The 6,522-nt window shown below is 72.6% G+C and carries 8 protein-coding genes and 1 pseudogene; 6 read left to right on the forward strand and 3 right to left on the reverse strand.

Annotated features, from left to right (window positions below):
- Window positions 1-484: 484 nt before the first annotated feature.
- Window positions 485-1,483: an RICIN domain-containing protein gene (locus FNQ90_RS08955; RefSeq protein ID WP_182605874.1), complete on the forward strand. Its 999-nt coding sequence runs from the start codon at window positions 485-487 to the stop codon at window positions 1,481-1,483.
- A gap of 185 nt (window positions 1,484-1,668) precedes the next feature.
- On the opposite strand, the gene FNQ90_RS08960 is transcribed toward FNQ90_RS08955, so the two are convergent.
- Together FNQ90_RS08960 and FNQ90_RS08965 are read right to left on the reverse strand one after the other, a co-directional pair.
- Complete coding sequence (locus tag FNQ90_RS08960; RefSeq protein ID WP_182605875.1) at window positions 1,669-2,073, reverse strand: DMT family transporter; 405 nt, start codon at window positions 2,071-2,073, stop codon at window positions 1,669-1,671.
- A 63-nt stretch (window positions 2,074-2,136) separates the two neighbouring features.
- Window positions 2,137-2,457, reverse strand: a complete 321-nt coding sequence (locus tag FNQ90_RS08965; protein ID WP_182605876.1) for a DMT family transporter — start codon at window positions 2,455-2,457, stop codon at window positions 2,137-2,139.
- 340 nt (window positions 2,458-2,797) lie between these two features.
- Between FNQ90_RS08965 and FNQ90_RS08970 the strand changes: the two genes are divergently transcribed.
- From FNQ90_RS08970 to FNQ90_RS28100, 4 genes and pseudogenes are all read left to right on the forward strand, one after another.
- A complete protein-coding gene (locus FNQ90_RS08970) occupies window positions 2,798-3,247 on the forward strand; it encodes a MarR family winged helix-turn-helix transcriptional regulator (RefSeq protein WP_182605877.1) in 450 nt (149 codons plus the stop codon).
- 163 nt (window positions 3,248-3,410) lie between these two features.
- Window positions 3,411-4,054, forward strand: a pseudogene (locus FNQ90_RS28395) (PEP/pyruvate-binding domain-containing protein); the annotation flags it as partial.
- Between the two features lie 88 nt (window positions 4,055-4,142).
- Window positions 4,143-4,499, forward strand: coding sequence for a putative PEP-binding protein (locus FNQ90_RS28095; RefSeq protein ID WP_267133031.1), 357 nt, complete (start codon window positions 4,143-4,145; stop codon window positions 4,497-4,499).
- The gene (locus FNQ90_RS28100) at window positions 4,465-4,896 is read left to right on the forward strand and encodes a putative PEP-binding protein (protein WP_267133032.1); all 432 of its coding nucleotides are present in this window, start codon (window positions 4,465-4,467) and stop codon (window positions 4,894-4,896) included. Before FNQ90_RS28095 ends, FNQ90_RS28100 begins: the two co-directional genes overlap by 35 nt.
- Before the next feature lie 36 nt (window positions 4,897-4,932).
- On the opposite strand, the gene FNQ90_RS08980 is transcribed toward FNQ90_RS28100, so the two are convergent.
- Window positions 4,933-5,616 carry a TetR/AcrR family transcriptional regulator C-terminal domain-containing protein gene (locus FNQ90_RS08980; protein ID WP_182605878.1) on the reverse strand — a complete coding sequence of 228 codons (684 nt, stop codon included), beginning with the start codon at window positions 5,614-5,616 and terminating at the stop codon, window positions 4,933-4,935.
- A 142-nt stretch (window positions 5,617-5,758) separates the two neighbouring features.
- Here FNQ90_RS08980 and FNQ90_RS08985 point away from each other — a divergent pair, with 142 nt between their 5' ends.
- Window positions 5,759-6,502: an NAD(P)-dependent oxidoreductase gene (locus FNQ90_RS08985; protein ID WP_182605879.1), complete on the forward strand. Its 744-nt coding sequence runs from the start codon at window positions 5,759-5,761 to the stop codon at window positions 6,500-6,502.
- Window positions 6,503-6,522 lie beyond the last annotated feature (20 nt).

Consider the following 6,522-nt stretch of genomic DNA (forward strand, 5'->3'; position numbering starts at 1 on the left):
TCGAGAAGCAGCCCCCTCCACCGTCCCCGGCATCGGGACCGGCCCGGCCGGTCCGGTCCCTCCCGTGCCGTCGCTGATCGCCGCACCCATCGTGACGACCGACGGGGAGGGCGACGAATTCCACCCGGGTGACCCCGGCCGATCAACCACGGCTTTGATGATGTTCAACTCGTCTTTCCCGAAGCCGACTTCGATGTCCGAGGAGCCGACCCCCGGCGTCCCGGGTGCGTGTGGCGGTGTGGGGTCCGCCGCGGAGGCGTACCCGCCGACACATCGACACGCACCGTCCCCGATCCGGAGGCCGTCATCGCCGTCGACCGCCGGGGTGGGGCGAAGCGGTGCGGTGAAGCGGCCCATCGGACCGGATCCGAACCCGCCCGTGGGGCCCGGTCCCCCCGGGCCTCGTGGTCCCCTCCGGTCCCTCCCTCCGCCGGGAGGTCCCGTGGAGGTCGGGGGGACACCGCGCGCGACCGGGGAAGGGCGGTTGAGCCGCCGTACCACGCCCGCGCCGCTCCCCGACCGTTTCGAGCATCCCGACCACGAGGCATCGATGACACAGGACAAGCAGGACCCGCCCGGCACGTTCGCCGCCACCTTCGCCGAGCGGCCGACCCGGGGGCGGCTGGGCCTGCTGCCCGGGCGTCGGGTGTTCATGACCCTCGGGGGCGGTGTCGCGACGGCGGCGGCACTCACCCTCGCGGTGGCGGCGGTGGGCGCGGTGTGGCCCAAGGGGGGTGATCGGACCGAGACGGTGGCCTCCACGGAGGAGCCGCGGGCCTCGCAGTCCCTCCTGCCGCTCCCGGCCCCGGACCCGAAGCCGGAGCCCTCGCCCTCCGAAGAGGAGGAAGAGGGGGAAGAGGGGGAAGCGGAACCCGGTGAGGCCTCACAACCCGTGTACATCCCGCCCGTGCAGCCCCCGCCGGCCCCGGAATCCGCCGATCCAAAAACCGAGGAGGACCCGGAGCCGGAGGCCGGGGACGAGCCGGAGCCGAAGAAGGAGCCCGAACCGGAGAAGGAGCCCGAGCCGGAGCCCCGATCGGTGGGCGACGCCTTCACGGCCGGGGCGACCTACCGCCTGCACGCGGGCACCGGCGCCAACCTCTGCCTGGACATCGGCGCGGACCACACCTCCTCCGGCGTCAACGTCCACCAGTGGGCCTGCAACGGCACGGCCGCCCAGCGCTTCCGCTTCGGCGCGACCGGTACCCCCGACACCTTCACCCTCTCCATCTCGGGCAACTGCCTGGAAGTGGAGAGCAGCCAGACCGGTCCGGGAGCCAACGTCCGGATGTGGTCCTGCAACGGCACCGCCACCCAGCAATGGCGGGTGGAGCCCCTCGGCAACGGCGCCCACCAACTGGTCGCCTCGCACAGCGGTCTCTGTCTCGACGTGCGCAGCAGCTCCACCGATCGCGGGGCCAACGTCGCACAGTGGCCCTGCAACTCCTCCGTCGCCCAGACCTGGACCCTCGAACGCCTCTGAGGGCGAGGGGGCGGGGTGCCTTCGCCGGCGGGCCGGCGTCCCTCGGTCCCGGTCCCCGGCCGGCGTTGCCGCAAGGCCCGGTCCGCGACCGGACGGCCACCGCCGAACCGGACGGGGGACGGAAGCGGCCCGTCGCCTTCCGTGAAGTCGGTGGAAGGCGACGGGCCCGGGCCGGGACCCACACGTCAGACGTTCGCGCCCTGGAGCTCCCGGGACCCGGAAGCGGCGGCCGGCGGGGCCTCCTGCGGCCGATCGGCGAGCTTGAGCCAGACCACGCCGGCGATGATGACGGCCAGCCACATGGCCTGGAACGCGGTGAGGGTCTCGTTGAAGACGACGGGGCTCAGCAGCGCGGCGCCGACCGCTCCGATGCCCGCCCAGACCGCGTAGCCGATGCCGACATCGATGGTGCGCAGCGCGACGCTGAGCGCCCAGAGGGTCAACAGGAAGAACACCACGGCCACCAGTGACCAGGTCAACCGGGTGAAACCCTCGCTGCCACCGACGGCGAGCGCGTAGCCGACCTCGAATCCCCCGGCGAGGAGGAGCATGGCCCAGGAGCGGGCCGGGTTGGGAGCGGAGTTGGACATGGGGGTGGATCCTTTCGTGGGAAGGACTGGTGGGGGTGACTCGGACGGGGCACGACGGGGTGCTCAGGCGGCACCGCTGAGCTGGAGGCCGACGACCCCGCCGATGATGACGACGATGCCCAGCGCCTTGCGCCAGTTCAGACGCTGACCGAAGAGCAGTGCTCCGAGCAGGGTGATGCCGACACCGGCGACGGAGGTCCAGATGGCGTAGCCGACACCGACGTTGAAGGTCAGCAGCGCCAGGCTGAGGAAGTAGGTGGCCGCGGCGCCGCTGAGCAGGGTCGCCGCCGTCCACCGGCGGTTGGTGAAGCCCTCGGCCCTACCGGCGGAGAGGGCGACGGCAATCTCGAAGATGATCGCGATACCGAGGTGGAGCCACTGCATGGGAGGTCCCTTCGTTCGATGGGGGTTGGGCGTCGCGGGGCCGGCCGGGGCCCGCGTCGTCACGGGCACGGTGGTCCGGCGGTGGAAACGGCTTGGCGGGAGACCCTCGGGTGTGGGCCCGCCCCGGCATGAGGTCGGTCCCCGGGGCGGTGGTCGGGTCCGGCCCGTATCCGCCTCGTCCCGGGCCGGGGCCTCGGCGTCGGAGCACGAAACCTCCAATGAGGTTGCTTGTACTTGCAACTAAAAAAACGCCCGAGTGGTCCCGGCTCGCGACCGGGGAACGGCAGGAGTTTGCATGAGCATGTATCTTGTTGTCAAACGGTGATCCAGGGAGACAGCGATGACAACCCCACCCGCCGAGCCCTCGCGGGCCTCCGACCGGACCGTGTGGAACCGGGTCCTCGCCCTGCACACGCACGTCGAACGCAAGCTGGCCCTCGAGTTGCAGCGCCGCCACGGGCTCGGTCTGTCGGAGTACCGATCCCTGGAGCACCTGCACCACGCCGAGAAGAGCGAACTGCGCATGCAGGACCTGGCCGAGCGGGTGGGCCTGGGGCAGTCCTCGGTGACGCGCCTGGTGGGACGCCTGGAGGCGGCCGGGTTCGCCTACAAGGATCTGTGCCCCTCGGACAGGCGCGGCGTCTACGCCGTCATCACCGACGAGGGGCGGGAACGCTACCGAGCCGCGCGCGCCACGTACACGGAGGCGCTGTCCTCGGCCATCGACACCTTCGCCGACGACCCCGGGCTCGGCCCCACCGTCCATGCCCTGCGCGCGGCCGGGGGCTGACCCCGGTCACGGCGCGATCGCTCCCACGCGGCCCGGCCCCCGCCGGCCCGGCCCGGGGGCGGTGGCGAGGCCCCCCGCCCGGTGCTGTGCTGGATATCCGGACACCCGGACACCCGCCCGTGGCCCACCACGGCACCGCCGAGCGGAGGGAAGAGGGAACACGATGACCGCGCAGGCAGGCAAGTCCCGACCCCTGATCCGGTGGTTCGACGACCTCACCCGCGCCGACGTCCCGGAGGTGGGGGGCAAGAACGCCTCCCTCGAGGAACTCACCCGAAGCCTCACCCCTTACGGCATCCGGGTACCCCCGGGCTTCGCGACCACCGCCCGCGCCCACACCGACCTCCTCGACGCGGCCCACCTGCGTCCCCGCGTCGAGGAACACCTCGCGACCCTCCGGGACGGCCGGGACCTCGCCCCGGTGGGCCGGGCCATCCGTGACCTGACCCTGCGCTCCCCCTGCTGGAGGAACTCGCGGACGCCATCAAGGCCGCCTACCGCGAACTGGGGCGCCGCACGGACACGACCGACCCCGACGTGGCGGTGCGCAGCAGCGCCACCGCCGAGGACCTGCCGGAGGCCGGCTTCGCCGGACAGCAGGAGAGCTTCCTGCACATCAGCGGCGAGGAGGAGCTGTTGGCGGCCTGCCGACGCTGCCACGCCTCCCAGTTCACCGACCGGGCGATCAGCTACCGCGAACACCACGGCTTCGACCACCTCGCCGTGGCACTCTCCGTCGGGGTGCAGCTCATGGTCGGCTCCGACCGGGCCGGCGCCGGGGTGATGTTCACCCTCGACACCGACAGCGGCTTCCCGCACATCGCGCTGATCAACGCCGCCCCCGGGCTGGGGGAGTCCGTCGTCTCCGTGCTCGTCCCACGTGCGGGTCCACCCGATGGCCCCGGCCCGGTTCGAGGAGGTGACCGTCGAACACGACCGCGCCCTCATCGAAGAGCTGACCCGGGGTTACGCCGAGCGGGGCGACTATTTCGTCGACCGCCTCGCCGACGGCATCGGGCGCATCGCCGCCGCCCGGTGGCCCCGCCCGGTCGTGGTCCGCATGAGCGACTTCAGGGCCAACGAGTATGCCCGCCTCATCGGCGGCGCGGCGTTCGAACCGGTCGAGGAGAACCCCATGCTCGGCCGGCGCGGCGCCTCCCGCTATCACAGCGAGGGCTACCGCGACGGGTTCGCCCTGGAGTGCCGGGCGATCCGCCATGGCGGAGTGCGGCCTGCCGCGAGGCAAGCGTGACCTGCGGGTTCAGGTGATGGCCGAGATCCCCGCCAACATCATCCTCGCCGACCGCTTCGCGGAACGCTTCGACGCGTTCTCCATCGGCAGCAACGACCTCACCCAACTCACCCCGGGCGTCGACCGGGACTCCGCGCTCCTCGCCCCGCTCTTCGACGAACGCGCCCCGGCCGTCCCGGACAGCGTCCGCCGATTGATCGACCTGGCCCACCGGGCCGGGCGGCCCGTGGGGCTGTGCGGGCAACGCCCCGGCGACGACGCCGACTTCGCACGACTCCTGGTCCGCGCCGGCATCGACTCGATCTCCGTCGCGCCGGACAGCTTCCTGGCGGTCAAGGAGAACGTCGCCGCCGCCGAACGCGAGATCGCCGAACACCGGGAACACCACGCGGCATGAGCCGGGAGACACCCCCGGGGCCCGGTCGGGGCGCCGTCACGCCGAGGTGTCCGCCCGGTGCCGCCGCTCCAGGCCGTCGAGCAGCAGGTCGAGCCCGAAACCGAACGCGTCCTCCCGGATGTCCCCGGGCTTCAGGGCCTGCTCGGTGATCATCTCGGCCAGGTGCGGATAGGTGTCCTCCGGCATCCGGTCGAGCATGTCCCCGGCGACCGTGGCCGCTTCGGGCGCCGAGTCGAACGGCAGGCTCGCCTCCTGGAGCACGAAGCCGTACACGTAGCTGTCGATGGCCGAGAGGGCGTGCGCGGCCAGGGCGGGCGGGAAACCCGCCCGGCGCAGGGTGCCGATCACCGCGTCGTGGTGGCGCAGGGTGGCCGGACCGGGACGGGCCCGGGAGTCCATCAGTCCGATCGCCCAGCGGTGCCGGGTCAGGGCGGCGCGGGCGGAGAACGCCCGGTCGCGCATGGCGGTCCGCCAGTCCGCCTCCGGTGACGGCAGTTCGATCCCGGCGAAGACGGCGTCCACGATGCCGTCCAGGACCGCCGCCTTGTTCGGGACGTGGTGGTACAGGGACATCGCCTCCACGCCCAGCCGATCGGCCAGTGCGCGCATGGTGAGCGCGCCGATGCCGCGCTCGTCGGCGAGCAGGACCGCGGTGCGCAGGATGCGTTCCGCGCTCAGCGGTGCCCGCTTCCCGTCCTCCGCGCCGGTCTTCCCGGTCATCTTCCGCCCTTTCCCTCGCCGGCTGGTGGGCTGTGCGCCTTGACGCGACTTTACGCCGTAAGGCAGCCTTACGGCGTAAGCTGACCTTACGCCGTAAGGTAGCGTCCGTGCGGCCCCGCACGGACACGGGAAGGGGAACGGAATGAGCGACCACGACATCGCACGGGACGGAGCCGGGCCGTCCGGGACCGCCGGTACCGGCCGGGTCTGCGTCATCGGCGCGTCGGGCAAGCTGGGCCGGTACATGGTGCGGCACGCGCTGGACCGGGGCTACCGCGTCACCGCCGTCTGTCGGGACAAGAGCGTCGGCAAACTCGAGGAGTTCGCCGACCGGATCACCCTCGTCCCCGGCGACACCGACGATCCCGAGGTCATCGGCCGGGCCGTCGCCGGATGCGACGGCGTGCTGACGGTGCTGGTGCCGTGGGGCGTGCACGGCTACGCCTCGGGCACCGCGCAGGCGGTGCTCGACCACGCACCGGTCGACTCCCGCCTGGTCTTCTCCTGCGGATGGCACATCAGTCGCGACGGCAGGGACGTCTACCCCCTCCGCTTCCGCGTGGCGGCGGCCGTCGTCGGGCCCCTCGCCCGACTGCTGCGCGTCGTCGACGTCAAGGACCAGGTCGAGGCGTGCCGCCGGATCTTCGCGAGCGACCGACGCTGGACCGTGGTGCGCGGCAGCGACCTGGAGGAGGGCGAGAGCCAGGGCCTGCCGGTGTGGAGCCGCCACGTCGGCGACCCGGTGCTGAGCAGCAACCTCACCCGCCGGGTGGACTTCGCGCTGTTCATGGTGGAGGCGATGACCGACGACTCCCTCGTCCACGAGGCCCCCGCCATCGTCGGCTGCCGGACCCCCTCGGCACTCGCCCGGACCGCCGGCGCCTGACCGCCGTCCTCCCCCTCCAC

The organism is Streptomyces alkaliphilus (assembly GCF_014141535.1).
GTDB lineage: Bacteria > Actinomycetota > Actinomycetes > Streptomycetales > Streptomycetaceae > Streptomyces > Streptomyces alkaliphilus.

Bases quoted from the DNA above. Each gene is read 5' to 3' on its own strand.
- FNQ90_RS08960 (WP_182605875.1), bottom strand. From the start codon at position 2,073: ATGTCCAACTCCGCTCCCAACCCGGCCCGCTCCTGGGCCATGCTCCTC.
- FNQ90_RS08965 (WP_182605876.1), bottom strand. From the start codon at position 2,457: ATGCAGTGGCTCCACCTCGGTATCGCGATCATCTTCGAGATTGCCGTC.
- FNQ90_RS08970 (WP_182605877.1), top strand. From the start codon at position 2,798: ATGACAACCCCACCCGCCGAGCCCTCGCGGGCCTCCGACCGGACCGTG.
- FNQ90_RS28095 (WP_267133031.1), top strand. From the start codon at position 4,143: ATGGCCCCGGCCCGGTTCGAGGAGGTGACCGTCGAACACGACCGCGCC.
- FNQ90_RS28100 (WP_267133032.1), top strand. From the start codon at position 4,465: ATGGCGGAGTGCGGCCTGCCGCGAGGCAAGCGTGACCTGCGGGTTCAG.
- FNQ90_RS08980 (WP_182605878.1), bottom strand. From the start codon at position 5,616: ATGACCGGGAAGACCGGCGCGGAGGACGGGAAGCGGGCACCGCTGAGC.
- FNQ90_RS08985 (WP_182605879.1), top strand. From the start codon at position 5,759: ATGAGCGACCACGACATCGCACGGGACGGAGCCGGGCCGTCCGGGACC.